The sequence below is a fragment of the Pseudomonas sp. MD330_10 genome, assembly GCF_042610415.1.
In the GTDB taxonomy this organism is placed as follows: Bacteria; Pseudomonadota; Gammaproteobacteria; order Pseudomonadales; family Pseudomonadaceae; genus Aquipseudomonas; species Aquipseudomonas rhodesiae.
Genome location: NZ_JBHGZU010000004.1, coordinates 312930 through 337483, shown reverse-complemented (window position 1 = coordinate 337483; position 24554 = coordinate 312930). Strand labels below are relative to the sequence as shown.

At 62.4% G+C, this 24554-nt stretch carries 12 protein-coding genes; 9 read left to right on the top strand and 3 right to left on the bottom strand.

The genetic code is table 11. The features are described 5' to 3' along the window. Window positions 1–44 precede the first annotated feature (44 nt). Window positions 45–1346: an HD domain-containing phosphohydrolase gene (locus ACFZPT_RS08955; protein ID WP_034096100.1), complete on the bottom strand. Its 1302-nt coding sequence runs from the start codon at window positions 1344–1346 to the stop codon at window positions 45–47. Between the two features lie 181 nt (window positions 1347–1527). On the opposite strand from ACFZPT_RS08955, the gene ACFZPT_RS08950 reads away from it, so the two are divergent. The 8 genes from ACFZPT_RS08950 (at window position 1528) to ACFZPT_RS08915 (ending at window position 14788) form a co-directional block, all read left to right on the top strand. Continuing rightward, window positions 1528–3426 (top strand): bifunctional diguanylate cyclase/phosphodiesterase, encoded by a 1899-nt coding sequence (locus tag ACFZPT_RS08950; protein WP_099312751.1) that lies wholly within the window; start codon window positions 1528–1530, stop codon window positions 3424–3426. Between the two features lie 25 nt (window positions 3427–3451). Further along, window positions 3452–4420 (top strand): cytochrome-c peroxidase, encoded by a 969-nt coding sequence (locus ACFZPT_RS08945; RefSeq protein WP_099312753.1) that lies wholly within the window; start codon window positions 3452–3454, stop codon window positions 4418–4420. After that, entirely contained in the window at window positions 4417–6234 is a 1818-nt protein-coding gene (locus ACFZPT_RS08940) for a DAHL domain-containing protein (RefSeq protein WP_099312844.1), read from the top strand. Before ACFZPT_RS08945 ends, ACFZPT_RS08940 begins: the two co-directional genes overlap by 4 nt. Further along, complete coding sequence (locus ACFZPT_RS08935; protein WP_099312755.1) at window positions 6231–7631, top strand: ATP-binding protein; 1401 nt, start codon at window positions 6231–6233, stop codon at window positions 7629–7631. The genes ACFZPT_RS08940 and ACFZPT_RS08935 overlap by 4 nt, the downstream gene beginning before the upstream one ends. Before the next feature lie 279 nt (window positions 7632–7910). Next, the gene (locus ACFZPT_RS08930; protein WP_052202171.1) at window positions 7911–9533 is read left to right on the top strand and encodes a glucan biosynthesis protein; all 1623 of its coding nucleotides are present in this window, start codon (window positions 7911–7913) and stop codon (window positions 9531–9533) included. After that, window positions 9530–11779 carry a beta-glucosidase BglX gene (gene bglX / locus ACFZPT_RS08925; protein ID WP_099312757.1) on the top strand — a complete coding sequence of 750 codons (2250 nt, stop codon included), beginning with the start codon at window positions 9530–9532 and terminating at the stop codon, window positions 11777–11779. The genes ACFZPT_RS08930 and bglX overlap by 4 nt, the downstream gene beginning before the upstream one ends. Window positions 11780–11862: 83 nt before the next feature. Next, window positions 11863–13482, top strand: coding sequence for an FMN-binding glutamate synthase family protein (locus ACFZPT_RS08920; protein ID WP_034096096.1), 1620 nt, complete (start codon window positions 11863–11865; stop codon window positions 13480–13482). Between the two features lie 172 nt (window positions 13483–13654). After that, complete coding sequence (locus ACFZPT_RS08915; protein WP_034111931.1) at window positions 13655–14788, top strand: OpgC family protein; 1134 nt, start codon at window positions 13655–13657, stop codon at window positions 14786–14788. 42 nt (window positions 14789–14830) lie between these two features. Here the strand turns inward: ACFZPT_RS08915 and ACFZPT_RS08910 are convergent, their stop codons facing one another. Further along, entirely contained in the window at window positions 14831–16240 is a 1410-nt protein-coding gene (locus tag ACFZPT_RS08910) for an amino acid permease (protein ID WP_034111929.1), read from the bottom strand. 337 nt (window positions 16241–16577) lie between these two features. Further along, window positions 16578–21215, bottom strand: a complete 4638-nt coding sequence (locus tag ACFZPT_RS08905) for a hypothetical protein (RefSeq protein WP_099312761.1) — start codon at window positions 21213–21215, stop codon at window positions 16578–16580. 174 nt (window positions 21216–21389) lie between these two features. Here ACFZPT_RS08905 and ACFZPT_RS08900 point away from each other — a divergent pair, with 174 nt between their 5' ends. Next, a complete protein-coding gene (locus ACFZPT_RS08900) occupies window positions 21390–24545 on the top strand; it encodes a transglycosylase domain-containing protein (RefSeq protein ID WP_099312763.1) in 3156 nt (1051 codons plus the stop codon). Window positions 24546–24554: the final 9 nt, after the last annotated feature.

Below are 24554 nucleotides of genomic sequence, written 5' to 3'. Positions count from 1 at the left end.
ATAAAAACCTTGCATTCAAATCAGTGAAAATCACCGCCCAAGGCTCACGCCTCGTCCGGTTCCTTGATAAAGACGCTGTACTTGGCCCCCTCCATCGCCTCGAACGCAATCAGCTTGTCCACCAGCGGTAGGTTCAGCACCTTGCCGGCGTTGAGCAGCAGCATGCCGTTGTCTGCGTTGAGGTTGCGCGCCAGGATCATACCGTCCTGCAGTTCCCGGGTGGTCAGCACCTTGACGGTCGGGTCGCCCAGGGTCACGTCGCTGAGGAAGGTGGCGCAGGCCTGCACAAAGCCCTCGATCAACTCCGGATCATACAGACGCCCGGCGTATTTGCGGATGAACAACAGCGCTTCGTCGCTGTTCATCTGCCGCTCCAGGATCAGGCCTTTTTGCAGTTCGATAAAATCCACCGCCAGCTTCAGCAGGCGCGAACCGAAGGGAATCGCATCACCCTTGAGGTGATCGGGAAAGCCGCTGCCGTCCCAGCGCTCCTGGTGATGACGAATGATCCGCGCGGCATCTTTCATCGGTTCCAGGGTCATCAACAGCGATTCGCTCTGGGTCGGATAACCGCGATAGCGCTCACGGTCGGTGCTGTGCAGCTTGTCCGCCGGTTCCATCAGCATGCTGTCGGTCCAGCTCAGCTTGCCGATGTTGTACAGCGCGGCCGCCATGGCCAGATCGCGGGCACTGGACTCGTCGATGCTCTGCGCTGCGCAATACACGCGCACCAGTTCGATCAGCGCGCGGTTGGTTTGCTTGCTCTTGGGCAAGCGCAGGTTGGCCAGCAGCGAAAACACTTCGGTGCCGGTCACGTAGCTGCGCTTGAGCTCGTCGTAGGCCAGGTCGAGCATATCGGCGGTCTGCTGCAACTCGCTGGTGCGCGCCGCCACGCGTTTTTCCAGGGTGGCGTTCAATTGCTTGAGCTGCTCGTTCTGAACCTGGGTCAGACGCTCCAGGCGCTGATGTTCCAGGGTCTGGCGCAAGACCAGCTGCAGTTCTTCGTCATTCCAGGGCTTGCTGATGTAGCGGTGGATATGCCCTTCGTTGATCGCCTTGACGATCGTCGGCAGGTCGGCGTAACCGGTGAGCAGGATGCGGCTGGTGCCGGGGTACAGCCGATGGACCTCGGCCAGTAACTGCGCGCCGTCCATGCCCGGCATACGCGCGTCGGTCATCACCAGGTCGATGGGTTGGGCGGCCATGATGTCCAGGGCCTGGGCGCCGCTGCCCGCCAGCACCACGTCGAAAGGCTGGCCGCGCAGCAGGCGGCGCAGGCTGTTTAGGATCGACTCTTCATCGTCGACCAACAAAATCGTGGGTTTCGTCGCCAGTTGTTCATCCATGCCTACGCGCCTTCAAATTAAACGGAATTGAGCTAAATTGAACCGTCTTGCCAAGCCACTTTCCCTCGCCCGAGGCGCGGGGTCGATTTGACGCCAACTGGCCATCAATTTCAAGGTAGCTCGGCTATGCTGTCACAGTAGTCGGCCCCCCCCAAGAAGTGAAACCAGGGAAGGAATCGTTATGCCGTCGAGCCTTTTGCCAGCGCGGAATGCAGACTCAACTCGGGCCAACCGCCGCATTCTGATCGTCGACGACACTGTGTCGATTCACGAGGACTTTCGAAAGATCTTGTGCGCCGACGCAGACGGCGAGCCGTCTCTGGATAGCCTTGAGGAAACCCTGTTCGGCACTCCCGCTGCTCCCCGCCAGGTGTTCGAGTTGGATTCGGCCTACCAGGGCCAGGAAGCACTGGCACTGGTGAGCCAGGCCCTGGCCGCCAACGCCCCCTATGCCATGGTGTTTATCGATATGCGCATGCCGCCCGGCTGGGATGGCCTGCAAACCATCGAACAGCTGTGGAACGTCGACCCCAACCTGCAGATCGCGCTGTGCACGGCGTATTCCGACTATTCCTTCGAGGCCATCGAGGCACGGCTGAAGTACAACGACCAGCTGCTGATCCTGAAAAAGCCCTTCGACCACCTTGAGATCCGCCAGATGGCCAGTGCGCTGACGTGGAAATGGCAACTGGCTCAGGACGTGGCCCGCAAGGTGATCGGTTTGGAGCGCACCATCGAAGAACGGGTGCAGGAACTGCTGAAAGTCTCGCACCTGCTGCAATACGACGCGCTGACCGAGCTACCCAACAGCACGCTGCTGGGGGACCGCCTGACCCAGGCTATCGCCCTTGGCCGGCGGCACGACACGCAACTGGCGGTGATGTTCATCGGCCTCGACCGCTTCAAACGCATCAACAATGCCCTGGGCTATCCGGTGGGCGACGAAGTGCTGCAACAGGTCAGCCTCAGCCTAGTGGCAACGGTGCGCGACTCCGATTCGGTATTTCGCTACGGTTCCGATGAGTTTGTGATCGTGCTCCACGATGTCCAGCACCCTCAGCAAACCCAACACATCGCCGACAAAGTGCTCAGGACCATCAGCGCGACGCGGCATGTGGCCGGGCATGACCTGAGCGTCACCGCGAGCCTGGGCATCAGCATCTACCCCAATGACAGTTGCAACGCGGTGGAATTGATCAAGCACGCCGAAACCGCCATGCACACCAGCAAGGAACGCGGCGCGAACGTTTTCAGTTTTTACACCAAAGATATGAACCTGCGCGCCCAACGCCAGCAAAATCTGGAGAGCGCGATTCGCCAGGCCCTGGAGCGCGATGAATTTGTGCTGCACTACCAACCCAAACTGGACCTCAGGTCCGGGCGCATCGTCGGCGCGGAGGCGCTGATACGCTGGTTTCAACCGCGCTCGGGGTGGGTCAGCCCGGCCGATTTCATCCCGGTGGCCGAGGACAGCGGCCTGATCGTGCCGTTGACCCAATGGGTGCTGCGCCAGGCTTGCGAGCAGGCGCAAGCCTGGCGCGGCATGGGCTTGCCGCCGTTGTGCATGTCAGTGAATGTCTCGCCCATCGACTTTCGCCAGCGCGACTTCGTCGACAACCTGGCCGCGATCCTCAAGCAAAGCGGCCTGCCGCCCGCTCGGCTGGAGCTGGAAATCACCGAAAGCGTGCTGATGCAGAACGTCGATGAAACCGTGGACATCCTGCAAAAGATCAAGGCCATGGGCGTGCGCCTGGCGCTGGATGACTTCGGCACCGGTTACTCCAGCCTCAGTTACTTGCGGCGCTTTCCCATCGATGTGTTGAAAATCGACCAGTCGTTTGTGCGCGGCCTGAACGTAAATAGCCAGGACGCGCAACTGATCAGCGCTATCATCGGCATGGGCAAAAGCCTGGAACTGAACATCATTGCCGAAGGGGTCGAAACCGTCGAACAGCTGAATTTCCTGAAAACCCAGCAGTGCGAAGAAGGTCAGGGCTTTCTGTTCAGCAAGGCCGTACCGCCCAAGGATTTCGCTCAAATGCTGCAAGTGGGCAGCGCCACACTGATGCCCAACCTATAGACCAGTGCCTGCAAGGAGTGCTCGCTTGAGCGAAGTCTCACGTTACCGTTTAGGCGTCATGCTGGTGTTGTGGCCGGGGCTGCTTCAGCCGTTGTTGGCTGCACCGTTGAATGAGGCGCTCAAACCGCTGCCGCCGGTCCCCACCCTGGACCCGGCCAAAGTCGAGCTGGGCCGCCGACTGTTCAATGAACCGCGCCTATCGGTCAATAACACCTTGTCATGCGCCAGCTGCCATCACCTAGAAACCGGAGGCGCCGACAACAAGCCATTTTCCCTGGGCTTCGACGGCAAGCCGGTGGCGATCAATACCCCGTCGGTGTTCAACGCCAGCCTGAATTTCAAACAGTTCTGGAACGGCCGGGTGGACACCCTGCAAGCCCAGATCGAACAGGTGGTGATCAGCCCGGTGGAAATGGGCAGCGACTGGAACACCGTGGTGCAGAACCTTTCCGCACTGCCCGACTACCAGACCACCTTCAAACAGACCTACCCCGACGGGGTCACGGCCGCCAATGTGCAGAATGCGCTGGCCACCTATGAGCAAACGCTGCTGACCCCCAATTCGCGCTTCGATCAGTACCTGCTGGGCAACACCGAGATCCTTACGATCCAGGAAAAGTACGGCTACCAGCGCTTCAAGGATTACGGCTGCATCGCCTGCCATCAGGGCATCAATATCGGCGGCAATATGTTCCAGAAGTTCGGCGTGATGGGCGATTACTTCAAAGCCCGCGGCAACCCGGTCGAAGCCGACCTGGGCCGCTACCTGGTGACCCAGGACGAGGAAGACCGCCATGTATTCAAAGTGCCGAGCCTGCGCAATGTGGCAGTGACCGCGCCGTATTTTCACGATGCTTCGGCCAAAACCCTGGAAGAAGCCGTCGACGTGATGTTCAAGTACCAGTTGGGGCGTAACCCTAACCAGGAAGACAAAGACTTGATCGTGCAGTTTCTCAAGACGCTGACCGGTGAATGGGCGGGCAAGCCACTATGACGACTCAATCGCGCCGTCGCTTCACCCAAATCGTGCTGGGCCTGGTAACCCTACTGCTGGCCTCGACTCTGGTGTTTCTGTACCTGAAGGCCGCTCGTGACCAGACCGCCAGCTACACCCAGTCGCGGGACTTGATCCGCCAGTTGCAACAACTCAATGCGCAGTGGGACAGCGAAGTGCTCAAGGCCAGGATCGCGATCACCCACAACTATGATCCCCTGGTCACGCCCCTCACGGAGATGACGCGGATCTGGGCCGAATTGAACAGCCGCGACACCTACCACAACCCGATCGACCTGAGCAGTTGGCAGGCCACGCAAACCGCCTACCAGACGGCAATGCAAGAAAAAGCCCGGCTGGTGGACCAGTTCAAATCCCATAACGCGGTGCTGCGCAATTCCCTGGCGTTCCTGCCCACCGCCGAAGACGACATCCAGGCCCAGTTCAATCGCCTTGACGACGAAGGTCGGCTGCAGTTGCAAGGCGTGGCCACCGACACCTACGACCTGCTGCTCAGCAGCCTGGAATTCGCTCAAGTCACCAGTGACGATCGGGCTGCCGACATCCTGGTGGGCCTGGGCAAACTGGCTACCAATAAGGAACAGCTACCGAGCGAATTCCAGGGCCCGGTGGAACTGCTGAGCAATCACATTTCACTGATCCTGCGCGAACAACCGGTGGTCAACAACCTGCTGGAACGAATTGCCGACGTGCCCGTGGCCGAACGTCTGGACGACCTGACCACCCACCTCGACCAGGACCAGCAGGCAGCCGACCGCATCGACCATCAATACCACCGCTATCTACTGATTTTCTCGACCTTGCTGGTGGCGATGCTGCTCTACCTGGCCGTGCGCCTGTTGCGCAGCTTCGCCGAGATCAACCGGGTCAACCGCCAGTTGCAGGCCGCCAACGAAACCCTGGAACAACGCGTGGAGCGGCGCACCCAGCAGCTCAAGGATGCCCAGAGCGAACTGCTCGACAGCGCGCGCCAAGCCGGCATGGCCGAAATCGCGACCAACGTGCTGCATAACGTGGGTAACGTGCTCAACAGCGTGAACATCTCCGCCGACCTGGTCACCCGCAAACTGCGCAGCAGCAAAGCGCTGGGGCTGGGCAAGGCCATGCAGTTGATCAATGAGCACAAGGCCGACCTGGGTACCTTTCTCACTGAAGATGAGAAAGGCAAGCTGCTGCCCGGTTACCTCAACCAACTGGTGGACGTCATCGCCGTGGAGCAGCAGGGCATGACCGATGAGTTGGCGCAGTTGAGCAAAAGCGTGGACCACATCAAAGACATCGTCTCCACCCAGCAATCCTATGCCGGTGCCGCCACGCTGTTGGAGCCGGTGCATATCAGCGACTTGATGGAGGATGCCCTGCGCATGAACGCCGGCGCCTTGAGCCGGCATCACGTCACGGTGGTAAAGGAATATGCCCCCGTGCCGGAAATCCTCGCCGACAAACATCGCCTGCTGTTGATCATGGTCAACCTGATCAGCAACGCCAAGTACGCCATGTCCAATCTCAACGACCGCCCGAGGCAGATGACCCTCAAAGTCCAGGCACTGGCAGACAACACCTTGCAGATCAGCGTGAAAGACGACGGCGAAGGCATCCCCGCCGAGAACATGACGCGGATCTTCACCCACGGTTTTACCACCCGCAAAGAAGGCCACGGCTTCGGCCTGCACAGCTGCGCGCTGGCCGCCGTCGAAATGAGTGGCCAGCTCAGCGCCCACAGCGACGGGCCTGGCCTGGGCGCGATCTTTACCCTGACGATTCCCATGACCCCAGCCGGAAGTCCTGCATGAACCAGCCTCCCAATCGACGCATCCTGTTGATCGACGACACGCCGTCGATTCACGACGATTTCCGCAAGATCCTGATGCCGACCGTTGAGACCAACCAGGCTCTCGACGACTTGGAATCGGCGCTGTTCGGCGACACCGATAAACCCGAGGTCCAGGCGTTCGAATTGCACTCGGCCTATGGCGGCGAAGAAGGCCTGCAATTGCTCAGTGCAGCCATGGCGGACAAGCGCCCCTACGCCCTGGCGTTCGTCGATATGCGCATGCCTCAAGGCTGGGACGGCGCCAAGACCATCGAAGAGTTATGGAAAGTCGACCCCGGCCTGCAAGTGGTGGTGTGCACGGCTTATACGGATTACTCCTGGGATGACCTGCTGTACCGCCTCAAAGGCCATGATCGCCTGCTGATCCTGAAAAAGCCCTTCGACAACATCGAAGTGCAACAGATGGCCAACACGCTCTCCAACAAGTGGGACATGGCCCGCCGCGCCTCCTTGCAAACCAGCCACCTGGAGCAACTGGTGGCGCAACGCACCCTGGCCCTGACCCAGACCAGCGAAGCGTTGCAACTGGAAATCGACGAGCGCAAGCAGTTGGAGAGCCAACTGGTGCAGTCGGAAAAACTCGCGTCCCTGGGGCAACTGGCGGCCGGCGTGGCCCATGAGATCAACAACCCGGTGGGGTTTATCTCCTCCAACCTCAGCACCCTCGACAGCTACTTCAATCAGTTGCAGCAGATGCTCGATGCCTACCGGCAGGTCGAGGACAGCCTCGCCTCGGCCGAACAGCGCGATGCACTCAAAATCCTGCGCAATGAACTGGAGCTGGACTTTCTCAAGGAAGACATTCCCATCCTGATCAAGGAGTCCAAGGAAGGCATCGGGCGGGTGGTGCAGATCGTCAAGGACCTGAAAAACTTCTCGCGGGTGGACAACGACCAGACCTGGCAGTGGGCCAATCTGCAACAGGGCATCGACTCCACCCTCAACATCGTCGCCAGCGAGCTCAAGTACAAGGCCGACGTGATCAAGCACTACAGCGCGTTGCCGGAAATCGAATGCCTGGCCTCGCAACTCAACCAAGTGGTGATGAACCTGGTAATCAACGCCGCCCAGGCCATGGGCCCCGAGCGAGGCACGATCACCATCAGCAATGGGGTGGAGGGCGATAACGTGTGGCTGGAAGTCGCCGATAACGGCTGCGGCATTGCGCCCGAAACCGTGCAAAAAATCTTCGATCCGTTCTTCACCACCAAACCGGTGGGGGAAGGCACGGGCCTGGGGCTGTCACTGTCCTACGGCATTATCAAAAAGCACCACGGCGATATTTCCGTGCGCAGCGAGCCGGGCAAGGGTACGACGTTTCGCGTGGTGTTGCCGATTCGGCAAACGGCGGCCTGAGGGTGTAGCCCCCAACGCGCCTCAGGCCAGGGCTGACAGGCGCGACTAATGCGTTCGGGCGGCGGCGCGCGATGCATCACACCGTGGCCGTCGCGTTTGAAAACCCCATGGTCCTGGCAGCGAAGCCCGCTTCCGCCACTGGTCTGAAACACTTGCCAACCTGTTATTTCTGACAGTAGACACTTTGCCCTTCCCGCTCAAAACTTCAGGCAAGCAGCACGGTTGCCTGCGTCGTACCGATCGTGGTGCCTGGATTTCTATCTCCAAGGAAAGGCCGCCATGTCTACACGCCGCGAGTTTCTGACGTACGCTTCGCTGGCCGCACTCCTGCCAGCCCTGAATCGGACAGCCCTGGCGGCCGAGCCCGCTAGCTCCTTTTCTTTCGAACAATTGATCGAACAGGCGCAAGCCGACGCCTTGAAACCCTACATCTATCCAAGCACCGCCTCGGCAGCACTACTGGAAAAACTGGATTACAGCGCCCACGGCCAGATCCGTTTTAAATCCGAGCAGGCCCTGTTCGCCAAAGGCCCTGGGCAATTTCCCGTGACCTTCTTCCACTTGGGTTCGTTCTTTCGTACCCCCGTCAGGATGTATGTGTTGGACAACGGCGCGGCCCGCGAGATCGTCTACGACCCGGCGCACTTTGACATGCCCGCCGATAGCCCGGCGCACGCCCTGCCTCGTAACAGTGGGTTCGCCGGTTTTCGTATCCAGGAAAGTCGTTTGGGCAACCAAGCCAAGTTGGCGTGGCAACAGAACGATTGGGTGGCGTTTCTCGGCGCCTCGTACTTTCGTGCCATCGGCGAGCTCTACCAATACGGCTTGTCGGCGCGAGCGATTGCACTGGATGTGGCCCAAGCCGGCAAAGCCGAGGAATTCCCGGACTTCACCCACATCTGGTTTGAACCGCCCAAGCACGAACACGCCCAATCCATGACGCTCTATGCGCGGCTCGATGGGCCCAGCCTCTGTGGCGCGTACCGTTTCGTGATCAGCCGTCAGCAGGGCGTGATCATGGAGGTCGACTGCACGTTCTTCCTGCGCCATAACGTCAGCCGATTGGGCATCGCGCCGGTTACCTCGATGTTCTGGTTCAGCGAAGCCGCCAAACGCACTGCCGCCGACTGGCGTCCCGAAGTCCACGACAGTGACGGCCTGGCGCTGTGGACCGGCAACGGCGAACGCCTCTGGCGCCCCTTGAACAACCCGCCGCGCACGATGGTGTCGGCCTTCAGTGATCGTCAGCCTAAGGGGTTCGGCCTGTTCCAGCGTGATCGCAACTTCGACCACTACCTCGATGGCGTGAATTACCAGCGGCGTCCCAGCCTGTGGGTCGAACCGTTGGGGGATTGGGGCGAAGGCAGCGTGCAACTGATGGAAAACGGCACCGATGACGAGATCCACGACAACATCGTGGCGATGTGGGTGCCCTCGACCCCAGCGGAAGCGGGCAATCGTTATACGCTACGTTATCGCTTGCACTGGCTGGCCGATGAGCCGTACCCATCGTCCCTGGCGCGCTGCGTGGCGACGCGCCTAGGCAAGGGGGGTCAACCCGGTCTGGCGCGACCGGCGGGGATGCGTAAGTTCGTGGTGGAATTTCAAGGCGCGCCCTTGGAAAAGCTCGCAACCGGCATCAAGCCCGAGGCGGTGATCAGCTGTTCCAGAGGCGAACTCAGCCTGATCTTTACCGAACCTGTGCCGGACGGTGTGGCAGGCCATTGGCGCGCTCAGTTCGATCTGACCGTCGACGGTCAAGACCCCGTGGAGTTGCGGCTGTTCCTGCGCCTGGAGGGGCAGCCGTTATCTGAAACCTGGCTGTATCAGTACCACCCCTTCCGCTCGGAATCGACGGCCATCGGCACCCCCTGGCCAGCTGACAACGTCCCGCCGTCATGAAACTTTACCGTCAATTAGCCCTGCTCTACCTGGCGCTCAGCATAAGCGTCGGCGTGCAGGCCATTGAGCAGGACCCGGTGGAAGACCTGCTGCGGCAGATGACGCTGGAAGAAAAAATCGACCAGCTCAGCCAGTTGGGTGTCCAGATCACACCGACCGGTCCGGTCATCAATAACGGGCAGTTGCCGGCGGCGTCCATCAACACCGTCGGTTCGGTGCTCGGTGCCTACGGTGCTGAGCAGACCCGGCAGTTGCAGGAGCAGGCCGTCACCCAATCGCGCCTGCATATCCCGCTGTTGTTTGCCTATGATGTGATCCACGGTTTCCGCACGATATTTCCCGTGCCACTGGCGGAGGCCGCTGCCTGGGACACCGACCTTGCTTATCGCACCGCTCGTGTCGCCGCCATCGAAGCCACGGCCAGCGGCGTGCATTGGACCTTTGCACCCATGGTCGACATTGCCCGCGACCCGCGCTGGGGGCGTGTGGTGGAAGGCGCCGGTGAAGACCCCTTTCTCGGTGCCGCGATGGCTGAGGCCAAGGTCCGGGGGTTTCATGGCGCAGGCCCCTCGGACAATTCTTCGATGCTGACGACCGCCAAACACTTCGTGACCTACGGCGCGGCGGAAGGCGGCCGCGACTACAACGGCGCCGACCTGTCGGAGCGCACCTTGCGCGAGGTGTATTTACCGCCGTTCCGCGCAGCGGTGGCGGCCGGAGTCGACGGGATCATGCCGTCGTTCAACGAGTTGGCCGGAACTCCTCTGCACAGCCACAAGGCGCTGCTGACCGGTGTACTGCGGGACGAGTGGCGGTTCGACGGTCTGATCGTCAGTGATTACAACGCCATCTGGGAACTGAACCAGCATGGCATCATCGCTGTGCCGGCCGACGCGGCACGGCTGGCGTTCACCGCCGGGGTGGACATTGAAATGGCCAGCCAGACCTACCGGCAGTACTTGCCCTCACTGGTGCGCGCGGGCCAGGTGTCTTTGGCCACCGTGGACGAGGCGGTGCGCCGCGTGCTCAAGGCCAAGCAACGCCTGGGGCTGTTTGCCGACCCCTACCGCTACAGCGATGAAGCCCGGCAACGGGCTAATCTGCTCACACCGCAGCACCGTGCCTTGGCACGGGAGGCCGCGCAAAAATCTATCGTACTGCTGAAAAACACCGATGCGCTGCTGCCGTTGCCCAAGAGCCTGCGCAAGGTGCTGGTGGTCGGCAGCCTGGCCACAGACGCCGACAGCACACTCGGCCCATGGCCAGGGGTGGGGCTGGCCGCGGACTCAGTCACGGTGCTGCAAGGCATTCGCAGCGCCGTCGACCCAGACACCGAGGTGACTTACCTGCCCGGCACTGCGCCCAACAGCGAACAAATCGAGGATTTGTGCTCGATCCGCCAGGCTGCCCGCTCTGCCCAGGTGGTGGTTGCCGTGCTTGGCGAAAGCGCCAACCAGAGTGGTGAAGCGCGCAGTCGCACGCATCTGGGCTTGCCGGGCGCCCAGGACGCGCTGTTGCGCGAGCTGCTGGCTACGGGCAAACCCGTGGTCATCGTGCTGATGAACGGCCGCCCGCTGGTGTTATCCGACACCGTTGCCCAGGCTCCGGCGCTGCTGGAGACTTGGTTTCTGGGCAGCGAAACGGGGCACGCGGTGGCCGATATTCTGTTCGGTGACGTCAACCCAAGCGGCAAACTGCCCATCACCTTTGCCCGTAACGTCGGGCAAATCCCCCTCTACTACGCCTATAAAAACACCGGTCGCCCGCCCAGTGGCGAGGGCTTGTACACCTCCACTTATATCGATTCGCCGTGGAGTGCGCTGTACCCGTTCGGCTTCGGCCTGAGCTACACCACGTTCAGCTACGCCACGCCACACCTCAGCGCCGATCGGATTGCCTCCACCGACACGCTGACGGTGCAAGTAAACGTCACCAATACCGGCCAGCGCGCAGGCGACGAAATTGTGCAGTTGTACCTGCGCGATGACGTCGCCAGTGTGACCCGCCCGGTCCGCCAGTTACGCGGCTTTCGCAAGGTCCACTTGGAGCCCGGTGAAACGCGCACGGTGAGTTTTACCCTGGACGCGCAGGACTTTGCCTTGCTCGACGAGCACTGGAGAACGATGGTCGAGGCCGGCCGCTTCAGCGTGTTCGTCGGGGCCGACTCGACCACCGACAACCAGGCGCGGTTCGAGGTCACGGACAGCCGCGTGCTGTCTGGCGCGGGGCCGTCCGGGCGGCCTTGAGTGCAGGCGACGGTTGTCGGGGCCTTCGTTAGCGGCGCAGAATGCCGCACCGACCTGTAAGAGTCCGACCTCAAGGAACCCGTATGAGCCTGTCCTTGCTAAGCCGTTACGCCTTCTTTGCCGTGTGCGTCCTGTTCACCCTTGCCAGCCTGCCGTTCCTTCACTATGAGTGGGTGTGGCCGATCACGTTGGTCACCGGCGTGCTGAGCCTGATCGGCCTGTTCGACCTGTTGCAAAGCCCTCACGCGGTGCGCCGCAACTACCCGATCCTGGGCAATATCCGTTACCTGGTGGAGGCCATCCGCCCGGAAATCCGCCAGTACCTGCTGGAGTCCGACAGCGACGCCCTGCCCTTCTCCCGCGCCCAGCGTTCGCTGGTGTACTCGCGGGCCAAGAACGAGACTGCCGACAAACCCTTCGGCACCTTGATCGACGTGTACCAGTCCGGCTTCGAATTTATCGGTCACTCCATGCGCCCCGCTCCCCTGAGCGACCCCAGCGCGTTCCGTGTAATGGTCGGCGGCCCGCAATGCACACAGCCGTATTCGGCGTCGGTATTCAATATCTCGGCGATGAGCTTTGGCTCGTTGAGCGCCAACGCAATCCGCGCGCTGAACCAGGGCGCCAAGCTCGGGAATTTCGCCCATGACACCGGCGAAGGCAGTATCAGCCCTTACCACCGCGAACACGGCGGCGACCTGACCTGGGAACTGGGCAGCGGCTACTTCGGTTGCCGCACCAGCGACGGCCGTTTCGACCCGGAGCGCTTCGCCGTGCAGGCGCAGAACCCCCAGGTGCGCATGATCGAAATCAAGATGAGCCAGGGCGCCAAACCCGGCCACGGCGGCATCCTGCCCAAACATAAAGTCACCCAGGAAATTGCCGACACCCGCGGTATCCAGATGGGCGAAGACTGCATCTCCCCGTCACGCCACAGTGCGTTTTCCACGCCGATCGAGCTGATGCAGTTCATCGCCCAATTGCGTGAACTGTCCGGCGGCAAACCGGTGGGCTTCAAGTTCTGCCTGGGCCATCCATGGGAGTTCATGGGCATTGCCAAGGCCATGCTGGAAACCGGCATCCTTCCGGACTTTATCGTGGTCGACGGCAAAGAAGGCGGCACCGGCGCGGCACCTGTGGAGTTCACCGACCATATCGGCGTACCACTGCGCGAAGGCTTGCTGTTCGTGCATAACACCCTGGTGGGCCTGAACCTGCGCGACAAGATCAAGCTCGGCGCCAGCGGCAAGATCGTCAGCGCGTTCGATATCGCCAGCGTGCTGGCCATCGGCGCCGACTGGGCCAACTCGGCGCGCGGCTTTATGTTCGCCATCGGTTGCATCCAGTCCCAAAGCTGTCACACCAATAAGTGCCCGACCGGCGTCGCCACCCAGGACCCGTTGCGCCAACGTGCCCTGGTGGTACCGGACAAGGCCCAGCGCGTGTTCAACTTCCACCGCAACACCCTCAAGGCCCTGGCCGAAATGCTCGCGGCGGCGGGGCTGGATCACCCCTCGCAGCTGTCGGCCAAGCACCTGGTGCGGCGCATGTCGGCGACGGAGATCAAGTTGTTCTCGCAGTTGCATGTGTTCCTCAAGCCAGGGGAGCTGCTGACCGGTGAAGTGAATGGTGAGTTCTATTCGCGCATGTGGCAGATGGCGCGCGCCGATAGCTTTGAACCCCTTGAAGTTGCTGCTGCCTGATCTACGCCCTCAGCCCGCCCAACTTGGGCGGGCTGTCGAGACATTCAGTAATACCCAGTCTTTGCAATTGCTTACAAATACCGCCAACCTGCGCCCGCCCGACAAGCGGCGTACGACATCGCCCTCGTAGACTTGTCCTGACTAAACCCATTTTGTTCAAGAGCCCGCTGCCATGCTGAACGGACGCGACCCACGCATCGATTTTTTTCGGGGCCTGGCGTTGATCTTCATTTTCTGGGATCACGTCCCCCACAATCCCCTCGGCCAGATCACCCTGCGCAACATCGGTTTCAGCGACGCGGCCGAGGTCTTTGTGTTCCTCGCCGGTTATGCCTCGGTGCTGGCCTACAGCAAGGTGATGGAGCGCGAGGGCTATGGCATGGCCTGCCTGAAAATCCTGCGCCGGGCCTGGGTGCTGTATGTGGTGCATATCTTCCTGCTGGCGATGCTGATGGGCATCGTGTTCTTCGCCAACAGCCATGTGGAAACCCGCGATCTGGTACAGGAAATGGGCCTGACGCACTTCATCACCAACCCGCAGCAGGCGCTGACCGACGAGTTATTGCTGCGCTTCAAACCCAATCTGATGGACCCACTGCCGCTGTATATCGTGCTGTTGCTTGGGCTGCCGCTGGTGCTGCCGGCGTTGGTGCGTGTGCCGCTGGCGGTGGTGGCCGTGTCGCTGACGGTGTACCTGCTGGCGCCGAAACTGGGTTGGAACCTGGCGGCGATTGCCGACGGTGTGTGGTACTTCAACCCGGTGACCTGGCAACTGCTGTTCGTGCTCGGCGGTGCCGCGTCGATCCATGCTCGCCGGCCCCACACGCCCGATCCGCGACCATTGTCGCGCCAGCCCGTGTTTATGGTCGCGGCGGCGTACAGCTTGCTGGCGGCAGTGATTACCTTGTCGTGGCGCTGGCCGCAGATTCACGATGCGCTGATGCCGACGCTGCTCAACGAGTGGTTGTACCCGATCAGCAAGACCGACTTGTCGCCGGTGCGCCTGCTGCATTTTCTGGCGTTGGCCTATGTCACCGCCAAGCTGTTGCCCACCCACGGCTGGACACAGAACTGGCCGGCCCAGCAATGCTGCCGCATGGGGCGTCATTCACTGGAAGTGTTTTGCCTGGGGGTATTGCTGGCGCCATTGGCGGATATGCTCAACGCCCAAGTCAACGATGCCTGGCCGATGCAGATCTTCAGTGCGTTGCTGGGGTTGCTGTTGATGGCGGCGCTGGCGGCCTGGCTGGAATTCAATCAGCGTTTGAGCGCGCCACGGCCGGCGCCCTTGGCCGCCAGCCGCTGACGCAAACCGGCGACCGCCTTGCGCGGTCGCCGGTTCAGGCGGTCAAGCCGACTGCGCCGCCGCTTGGGTCGGCTGCAGCTTGAACACGTAAAACAGCACCGTCAGCAGCACCAGAAACGCCGGGCCGATATACAGCGCTACGCGGGTGTCCGGGAAGTACGCCATCAGGCCCACCACCAGCACCAGGAACGCCAGGGCCAGGTAGGAACTGACCGGGTACAGCCACATGCGGTACTTCAGGTTTTTGCGTTCGGCAGGGCTCAGGCTCTTACGGAATTTGAGCTGCGCCAGCAGGATCATCACCCAGGTCCAGATCGCGCCGAAGGTGGCGATGGACGTCACCCACACAAAGACTTTTTCCGGTACCAGGTAGTTGAGCAGTACGCCCAGCAACAACGCGGCGATCGACAGCAGCAGTGCCTTGCGCGGCACGCCGTTGCTTGAGGTGGTGGCGAAGGTCGCCGGTGCCTGGCCGTTCTGCGCCAGGCTGTAGAGCATGCGCCCGGTGCTGAAGATGCCGCCGTTGCAGGAAGACAGGGCGGCCGTGATCACCACGAAGTTGATAATGCCCGCCGCCGTCTTGATGCCAAGACGCTCGAAGGTCATCACGAACGGGCTGCCCTGGGTGCCGATTTCATTCCACGGGTAGATCGACAGAATCACGAACAACGCCCCGACGTAGAACAGCAGGATGCGCCAGAACACCGAGCCGATGGCGTTGGGGATGGTCTTTTGCGGGTTGCGTGCTTCACCGGCGGTGAGGCCGATCATTTCCACGCCCAGGTAGGCGAACATCACCATTTGCAGGGACATCAGCACGCCGGTCATGCCGTTGGGCATAAACCCGCCGTGAGCCCACAGGTTGGAAATCCCCAGCGCCACACCGTCATTGCCGAAGCCGAAGGCAATGATGCCGACGCCACCGATGACCATGGCGATGATGGTGACGATCTTGATCAGGGCGAACCAGAACTCGAACTCACCGAACGCCTTGACCGCGATCAGGTTGATGGTGCCCATGCTCACCAGGGCCGCCAGAGCCCAGATCCAGCGCGGCACATCGGGGAACCAGACGCCCATGTACACCGCCACGGCGGTGATCTCGGCGACGCAGGTCACCAGCCACAGAAACCAGTAGTTCCAACCGGTCAGAAAGCCCGCTAACGGCCCGAGGTAATCCTGGGCATAGCGGCTGAACGAGCCGGCTACCGGGTTGTGCACGGCCATCTCGCCGAGGGCGCGCATGATCACCAGGATCGCCAGACCGCCGATGATGTAGGAGAGCATGATGGCCGGGCCGGCCATTTCGATGGCCTTGGCCGAACCGAGGAACAGGCCGACGCCGATACAGGCGCCCAGGGCCATCAGGCGGATATGCCGTTCACCCAGTTCGCGTTTGAGCGGGCCGACTTGAGCGGTCTCGCCATGGGGCAGGTGGTTGCCAGAGGGCATAGGGATACAACCTCATTTTGTTATTGGATTGATCCACCGAGTCATGGGCGTTAGCGCGGATAAGCGCGGGCGCCTGAATAACCGGCCTGCCTCGTGGGCAGAACCGTCTGACAGAACAACCGTCAGATCAGCGGGCGTGCAGTATAAAAAGCTCCCAACAGGGCTTTTCACTCAATAAACGACAAAATTTGGCGAGAACTCGCGGCAAAAGCCGCTTATGCGGAGGGGCATTAACTGCCTGACGTGGCGTTCTGCCGTGGAAACGGCGGCGAGTATTGCACAGCCAAGGTGCAGCGTCATGCCCCTACTCTGGTCGTAGGCGCGGGCGGCGAGCGCTCTAGATCGAGGGTTTGCCCTCAGGCCAGGCAGGCGCATCGAAGAACAGCTTGCGGGCCATGCGCAGGTTGATTTCGCCGCGATGGATCTCCAGGGTCTGGCTGACGCGTCCGCTCTGCCCGGCCTTCATCCTGGCAAATGCCTGGGCCTGGGCCTCGATCTGCGCCTGCTTGCCCAACCGGTGCTGTTCCGGAGTCTTGAGGTGCGCGGCGCTGAAATGATCGTCCGGCCCGGTCTGGCGCCCATAGTGAAAATGCCCGTAGCACCAGGGCTGTCGGCTCTGTTCGTCGATCACCAAATAGCTTTGCAACCAGTCATCCGCGCGCCCCGCCAACGCCACGCGCTCGCCCTGGCGATACACCTTGGCTTCGCGATGCCCCACCAACACGTCCAACCCGGCCTGGGTCGGCGGGCGCGCCTTGATAGCGGTCAAGCGCGCCTGCAAGCCTTGCTCGGACAAACGACTGGCAGCGGCTCGCAGCTCGTCGGTTTCGGTGCGCGCCCGGGCTCTTTGCGTGGCCGCCAAACGATCCGGCTCGCTGAGCAACAGGCGCTGCTGAATGGCATCGGCGCAGCGGCGTAACTTGTCGGCGCGTTGCTCCAGGATGTCTTGCAGGGACTGCGGTTCGTTGGCGTTGCGCGCCATTTTCAACACTTCGGCGATGGCCTTTTCCACCGGCGCGCGCAGGGCCTGGCCTTGTTCGATCAAGCGCGCCAGGTTGGGCAACGACGTCGTGCGCTGCACCGGCGTTTTGTTGAGCGGCTCCCAGATGCCGTCGGTGGCCTGGGTAAACGAAGCAATCACTTCGTTCTGAGCGTCGGTGACCTCGGCGATTTCAATCGGCTGCTCATCGCTGGTGACTGTCACCCGCGCCACGTACAGGTCCTGGTTGCGCGTGCGGATTATTTTCTTCTGCCGCACACGGGACGCGGGCCGGGTGACAGGCGCCGGCTCCAAAGTCGCGGCCAACTCGCGTTGTACCTGAAGGTGCAATTGGGCGAACAGTTGTTGCAGTTTGTCCAGGTAGCCCAGGTGGAACTTGTCCGGTTCCATGGCTCGCCAGAACTCGATGCGGTCGTCGGTCTGGGCATACACGCGATCGAAGCTTTCCAGCAATTCGACGCGCAACTCCGGGTTGTGCGACGCCAGCTCATCGAGCTGCGCCTGGGAGCCGCTGGCCCAACGGGCACGTTGTACGGTGTCGTCCAGGCTTTGGAAAAAATCATCGTCCAGCCTCGGCCCCTCGCTGTTGAGCGCAACCGCCCACAACGCGGACACTTGCAACGACTGCAACTCCAGCACCGTCGGGGTAGCCGCCTCACTCTGTTTGAACGCCTGGGCTTTGTCTCGCCCGTATTTGGGCACTCGCTCCAGCGCGTCCAGGGTGTCGATTTCCAGGCTGCGCCAGACAATCGCGTTCTGGTTTTGGTCGGCCAACAGGCGCATGCCTTCGACGATGTTGCGATGCGCCTCTAGGTTGATATCCGACAATGCCTCCGCTTCACTCTCGGCTTGCACCAGTTCCAGCGCCGGCACCAGCCTGGCATGCAGCGCGGCGGTCGCTTCCCGAGCGTATTGCAGCAACTGGCGCAAGTTGAGGATCTGGCCTTCGAGCAGCGTGCTCAACTCGCGCTCGTAACCGGGGCGCGGGCGTAGAGCTTGCAGGTCTTTAAGGCATTGGAGTTCAAGGCGGGAAGCCTCCAGTTTGTTCTGTAACTCGTGCAGGTAGCGGGCATCGGTGGCGATTCGCTGTTGTTCGGTGATGTGCCCGGCGTGGCTGGTTTTCAGGCTGCGCGCCACGCCGATAGCACGCTCCGCGGTTTCGCGGCGTTGGGCGTATTGACGTAAATCCTGCTCCAGTTGTTGGCGACGCGCTTCGGTGCTGGCGGGCGCCGCCGGGGTGTCGGCTTGGCCACCGCGCAGGCGCAGGCGCAAGTCCAGATCCCAGCCGCCGCCCTCCAGCGGTTTGAGCCAGGGGCCGCTGGCCGTGCCGGCGGCGTCGGTGACTTGCACACTGTCGCCGACCAGCCGCACTCGATAAACATGGCCGCGTACCACCGCCTGCCATTGCGGCGGAGTCGAACCGGTGTCCTGCAACAAGCCCTTGAGCCGACCCGCGGTTTCGGCGCCCGGCAAAGCGAGCGGCCAGGGCTGTTGCACGGCGCGCAGGCTCAGCCCTTCCAGACGTTCGCGCATAAACGGCGTCAACGTATCGCGGGCGCTGCTCCAGCGGTACGGCGCATGGGTGGGCAGCGCGGCGGCACTGCGCGTCACCGTAGGCGAAGGCGATGCCAGCGTAGCTCGGGTGCGCGCAAACACCGGATGGCGCAGATCGAGCGTCGCCGGCCGCTCGTGGGGCGAGGCGCGATAGGCCAGGACCATCACCAGATTGCTCAGCAGGTCCATTGCGCCCTCGGTTTGGGCGACGGGATCGGCGGGGGTCGAGGCGGCCACGTCGCGCTGCACGCTGTCCAGCACCTGCACCATCCAGCCGGCCAGCAACGCCGGGCCACGCAGAAACGGCAACGCACTGCTGAACAGCAACCAGCCACCGGCCTTGATCGTCGCCCAGCGCTGCTCGGCGTTCGACACCGACTCGGCGTCGGCCAGGCTCACCAACGCTTCGGCGGTGGCAGCAAACAGCCGGGGCAGTGGGTCGCCGCTTTGCACCTGTTTGCTCAGTTGAGCGGGCGCGGGCCGGGCGGGCACGCTGAATTCATCGCCCTGATGAAAGTGACGGATATGCGGTTCCAGAAACCCACCGTTGGCATACACCGCCTGACGGCTCGGGGCGATCCAGGCCAGCACGTTGTCCTGCAACTCGCCCGGCGCCTGGATCGCCTGCAACAGCGCCCGAGGGGATTCGAACTCGCGCAGACTCGGCGTGAACAACGGCCGGTAGAGCAGATGCGGCCCCTGCTCGCTATTGCGCGGGCCGATCACAAAGTGGCTGAGCACAGGATCCTCGGCGGCCGTGGGCGATGCTTTGAACGCCAAAGGCCAGATCGCCGCCTGCTCATCCGCAGCCGACGCTACTGCCGTGGCTACCAAGCGCGCACCTGCCTGGGTCAACCCGCCCTCCCCCTTGAGTTTCATCTGCAAGGCCAGCAATGGCAGCTGCGCGCGCAATTGCCCAGTAAACAGGGCTTCGCGCCGTGCGCGTTCGGGGGGATCGCTGATGAGCTTTTGCTTGAGCAGGTCCGGGTAGGACTGGCCGATGTCCACCTCGGTGACGCAGGCCAGCAACAACGAAGCGCTCAACCAAGTCGGCGCGGCGCGGCCCTTGAGGGTGATCTGGGACGGCGCATGGGGAAAGCCCCTGAGGTTCTCCAGGGCCAGTTCCGTCAGGCTCAGGCTGACCCGCTGCACATCGCCACTGGGGTAACCGCCCGGCAACATGGCCGCTGTGGCCAGGTTGAAGGTCACCTCGATATCGTCCGGGTTCAGGTCTTTAGCCAAGGGTTGCTTGGCCAGGCACCGCTTCAGGGCCTCGGCGGCAAAGGCGCGGATCGGCGGGATACCGTCGAGAAACCCTTGCCCGGCGGCACGCGCCTGTTGCTCGGCGAGGGCCTGCAACCCACGGGCGTAGGCCAGGCTGTCGTCCGCCGAGGCGTGCACCAGCCACAGCGGCAGCGCATCCTGCAAGCGTTGCTGGATCGGCGTCAGCACCGTCTCGAACCAGCGGCGCGGATCGGTCACGTAGTCCAGCATCTGCTGGTACTGGCGCGGCGTGCGCGGCACCGTGGGGTCGATGGCCAGCACGTCGAGCCGTTGGCGCTCGGCATAACAAGCGGCCAGCAGATCGAAGGGGTCCGCCGGCGGTTGTTCGATAAACCACTCCACCGCCCCTCCTCCAAGGTCCTGGCTGAGGTAATCGGGGATCAGGGCTTCGATAGCGTCCAGGCTGTCCAGAGGATGAATACCAGTGGCTGGGCTGAACAACAGCAACGTACGCGCTTGCGCGCCGCTCGGGGCATGGTCGAGCACCAGCACCGGCAGCATGCGCGGCGCTTGCGTACTGCCCTGGCGCCGCACCTGCACCGTGCACACGCTCAGTGCCTCTTGCTGCACGCTCCATTGCGCATCGGGTCGGATCGGGCGCAGCCGTTCGCGCGGGAATATCCGTTCGAACGCCTGCTCATCCATGCCGGCCGGCGGGTCACAGTCGTACAACAAGGCCAGCAGGCTGGCGGACAAGTAGGCCCAGCGCGTGGTTTGCACCGGTACCGTGTCGCGCCACCAGTCGCCCAGACGCGCCAGCCAGGCCTCCAGCAGACGCGGACCCAACTGATTGACCCATCGCTCCATGTCGGCCAGCGACGGCCCGCCCGGCACATAGTTCTCGCGCTGGTGCACCGCCGCCTGATGATGCCCTTCCACGTAGCGCACCGGCGCGGCACTGGCCAGGCGCAACAGCACTTCATCGGGCAAGGGGCTGTAGTGATGCTGGTCGGCGCGCAACGGCGTGCCGATGGCCACCCGCCGGGCCAGGTAATTAAGCGCGGGGTAATGCGTATCCAGCAGGGCCTGCACCTGGGTCACCGCCACCTCGTGCAGGGTTGGAACATCGGAAAAAACGGTGACGATCTGTTCAATATGGTCGTGACGCGCGGAGGTTGAACCTGTCGATTGAGGCATGCTGACTTCCTTGTGCCGGACGCGGGGATCGGTCCGATCAAACCCGCACGCTAGCGCGGCCGCCTGGGCTGCCAGCGGTAACCGGTTATGGCGGCGACAAATTCCTTGCCAACGCCAATCAGCGACTAAGCTTGAGTCAAGTCCGATCAATCTGCGTGAATGGATCAATCGACTATGGGCGCGTTATGGCACACCGATTCACCTCCCGCTGCGGTTGCCACCGACAGTGCGGTTGAACCGCCATTGCCCGAAAAGCCGCGCAAACCCCGCTACGCCTGGAGGATGTTCTGGCTGTTGCTGTTGATCGGCAGCGTCATTGCCGGCGTGGCGGCGCGCCGCGAGATGCTCACCTCCCATTGGCAGGCCCGCACTTTCAGTCGCCTGGCCCAGACCTTGACCTACGACGTGCAACCCGGCCCCAGCGACGCCATCGTCTATCCCGGCGACGGCCCGTTCGATAAACGCCTGGGTTACAGCGCGTTGGATGAGTTTCTGCCGCGCCTGCTCAAACGCGACTACCTGATCCAGCGCCAGGCCCGGTTCTCTGCGGCGCTGATGGCCTACACCGAGCACGACCTGTTCGTGCCCTACGCGGAAAAAATCCAAGCCGGGCTGACCATCAGCGATTGCCGCGCCACGCCGCTGTACACCTTCATGTACCCACAGCAGGCCTATCAGGATTTCGGCGCGATTCCACCGGTGGTGGTCAACAGCCTGCTGTTTATCGAGAACCGCGATCTACTCGCCGCCGACCAGCCGCTGGCCAACCCGGCGGTGGATTGGCCACGCTTCGCCAAGGCCGCCTGGTCGCAAGTGGCGAAGGTATTGCACCTGCCCGGCCAGACCGCCGGCGGCAGTACCCTGGCCACGCAGTTGGAAAAATACCGCCACTCGCCGGATGGCCTGACGTTGTCGGGCAGCGAGAAGATCCGCCAGATGATTTCCGCCAGCGTGCGCGCCTATCAGGACGGCCCGCAGACCTTGCAGGCGCGCCAGCGCATCGTGCGTGACTACCTCAACAGCGTGCCGCTGTCCGCCGTGCCCGGTCACGGCGAAGTGCATGGGTTGGCCGAAGGCCTGCGGGTCTGGTTCGGCGCCGATTTCAACCGCACCAACGCCCTGCTCGCCGGCCACGAGCCAGACCTGCTCGGCCAACGTGGCCTGGCGCTGCGCGAGGTGCTGTCGCTGATGATCGCCCAGCGGCGCCCGTCGTTTTACCTGACCCGGGGCCACGACGAACTGGCCAGCCTGACCGACAGCCATATCCGCCTGCTCGCACAAAACCAGGTGATCGAAGCGGCGCTGGCCGACGCGGCCCTGGCCAGCAAGGTGCATTATCGCGATTGGCTGCAACAACCGACGATCCAACCGATCGACACCAACAAAGGCATCAGTGTCGCCCGCAGCCGCCTCGCGGCATTGCTCAATCGCCCGCTCTACGACCTTGACCGCCTGGACCTGGCCGCCACCAGTACCTTGCAAAGCGACCTGCAAACCCAGGCCACCGACTACCTCAAGCGCCTGGCGGACCCCGCCTTCGCCGCGCAATTGGGCCTGCTGGGGCCGCGCCTGCTGACCCCCGCCAGCACCGCGCAAGTGCGCTACAGCTTCAACCTCTATGAGATGACCGCCGACGGCGCGCGGGTGCGGGTGCAGACCGACAGCACCGATCAGCCCTTCGACATCAACGAAGGCAGCAAACTGGAACTGGGCTCCACCGCCAAGCTGCGAGTGCTCACCACCTACCTGCAAATCATCAGCGAGCTGCATGACCGCTATGCCGGCCAGACGCCCGCCGCCTTGAAGAAAGTCCCGGTGGACGAGCAGGATCGCCTATCGCGCTGGGCCCTGGATTACCTGGCACAAAACACCGATCCAAGCCTGCCGAAAATGCTCAGTGCGGCCCTCGACCGGCAGTACTCGGCCAGCCCCGGCGAACGTTTTTTCACCGGTGGCGGCCTGCATCGTTTTCATAACTTTCGCGCTGAGGACAACGGGCGCAACCCGACCTTGCGCGAGTCCCTGCGCGAGTCGATCAACCTGCCCTTCATCCGTTTGATGCGCGACCTGGTGCGCTACAGCACCTACCAGGCCCCCGGCAATAGCGCCGCGTTGCTCAAAGACGACAGCGACCCGCGTCGCCAGGAATACCTGGCCCAGTTCGCTGACCGCGAGGGCACCACCTACCTGTTGCGTTTCTGGAAGAAGTACCGCAACAAAGACACCCAAGCGCGCCTCGATACGTTTCTGGACAGCCTCCACCCCACCGCGATCCGCCTGGCCGCCGTACACCGCTACCTGTTGCCCCAGGCCAGCCAGGCGAGTTTCAACCGGTTTGTACGGGCGCACCTGACCCCGTCCGGCACCGCCACAACACTCAGCGACGAACGCCTGGCCAAGCTCTACACCGACTACGGCCCCGGTGCCTACGACTTGCCGGACCAAGGCTATATCGCCAAGGTCCACCCGTTGGACCTGTGGCTGCTCGGCTACCTGCTTAACCACCCTGACGCAACCTTTGCCCAGGCCGTGGCCGCCAGCGAGCACGAACGCCAGGAAGTCTACGGCTGGCTGTTCAAGAGCCGGCACAAGAGCGCGCGCGACAGCCGCATTCGCACCATGCTGGAGGTCGAGGCCTTCCTGGATATTCATGAGCGCTGGAAAAAAGTCGGCTACCCCTTCGATCACTTGGTGCCGTCGCTGGCCACGGCCATCGGCAGTTCCGGTGATCGCCCGGCGGCGCTGGCCGAATTGGTGGGGATCATCCTCAACGACGGCGTGCGCGAGCCGACCCTGCGCATCGACAGTCTGCACTTTGCCGCCGGCACCCCCTATGAAACGCACCTGATCAATAACCCCGACAAAGCCAAGCGCGTCATGCCCAGCGAAGTGGCCACCGCATTGCGCGAAGCCCTGTCGCAGGTGGTGGATGCCGGCACCGCCAAACGCGTGTCCGGCAGTTTCAAACTCAGCGACGGCACGCCGTTGATCATGGGCGGCAAGACTGGCACCGGCGACAACCGCATTGAGGCCATCGGTGCCGGCGGGCGGGTGCTCAGTTCCAAATCGATCAACCGCACGGCCACCTTCGTGTTCTATATCGGTGAGCATCATTTCGGCACCCTCACCGCGTTCGTACCCGGCAGTTCGGCGCAGAATTTCACCTTCACCTCGGCATTGCCGGTGCAGGTGCTCAAAGGCATGGCGCCGCTGTTGACGCCCTATTTGCAACCAGGCGAACAGACCCTGTGCCAAGCACCCGACAAAGGGGCGTTAGTTATCTATAACTTGCATTCAAATAACCCATTAACTTCACACTTAATGGATTAATAAGCTTCA